This is a genomic window from Mesorhizobium sp. M7A.F.Ca.AU.001.01.1.1 (genome assembly GCF_004022735.1).
GTDB classification, from domain to species: Bacteria; Pseudomonadota; Alphaproteobacteria; order Rhizobiales; family Rhizobiaceae; genus Mesorhizobium; species Mesorhizobium ciceri.
On the sequence record NZ_RZPF01001216.1, the window covers coordinates 1 to 914 of the forward strand.

A 914-nucleotide genomic window follows, 5' to 3' on the forward strand; every position below is an offset into this window, starting at 1 on the left:
ATGAACGCGGCCGGCGCAAACTGGCTGACACCGCCGGACCGGCCGTCGGACGATGTCTACTGCATGGCTTGCGACGTCTCGGAGCCCTGCTCCCAGGGGCGAGTTCGAGCTCCCGGACAAGAGCGACGAAAACGCCCTTGCGCCGGCGCGGTCTATCGGGCAAACCGGCCTTCCCTTGCGATTTTCCCGCCCGAGGCCTCCATGTCCACGACGATTTCGCCGCTTGCGCCGAAGAAATACCCGAAAATGCCAGAAATCGAGGGGGTGCGCATCGCCACCGCCGAGGCAGGGATAAAGTACAAGGGCCGCACCGATCTTTTGACCATGGTCTTCGATGAAGGCACTGCGGTCGCCGGCGTGTTCACGAAATCGAAATGCCCCTCGGCGCCGGTCGATTTCTGCCGGCAGAATCTCGGCGCGGGCAAGGCGCGGGTGCTGGTCGTCAATTCCGGCAACGCCAATGCCTTCACCGGCAAGAAGGGCCGCGAGTCGACCGCACTGACCGGCGAGGCGGCGGCGAAGGCGGCCGGCTGCACGGCAGCGGAGGTTTTCATGGCCTCGACCGGCGTCATCGGCGAGCCGCTCGACACCAGCAAATTCAGCCATCTGCTCGCGGGGCTGGTCAGCAAGGGCAAGCCCGAGCTGTGGACCGAAGCGGCAAAGGCGATCATGACCACGGATACCTATCCGAAAGTGGCGACCGCGACCGTCAAGCTCGGCGACACCGATGTCACCATCAACGGCATTTCCAAGGGCGCCGGCATGATCGCGCCCGACATGGCGACGATGCTCTCCTTCATCGCCACCGACGCGCCGATCGCCGCACCTGTCCTGCAGGATCTGTTGTCGCGCGGCACGGCCAAGACTTTCAACGCGGTCACCGTCGACAGCGACACCTCGACCAGCGACACGCT

Annotated in this window: 1 protein-coding gene; it reads left to right on the plus strand. The window is 64.9% G+C overall.

Features of this window, described 5'->3' with window-relative positions; translation table 11 throughout:
- Positions 1-201: 201 nt before the first annotated feature.
- Positions 202-914 (plus strand): bifunctional ornithine acetyltransferase/N-acetylglutamate synthase (locus EN884_RS37185; protein WP_206617771.1); only part of this gene is annotated, 713 nt, incomplete at its 3' end.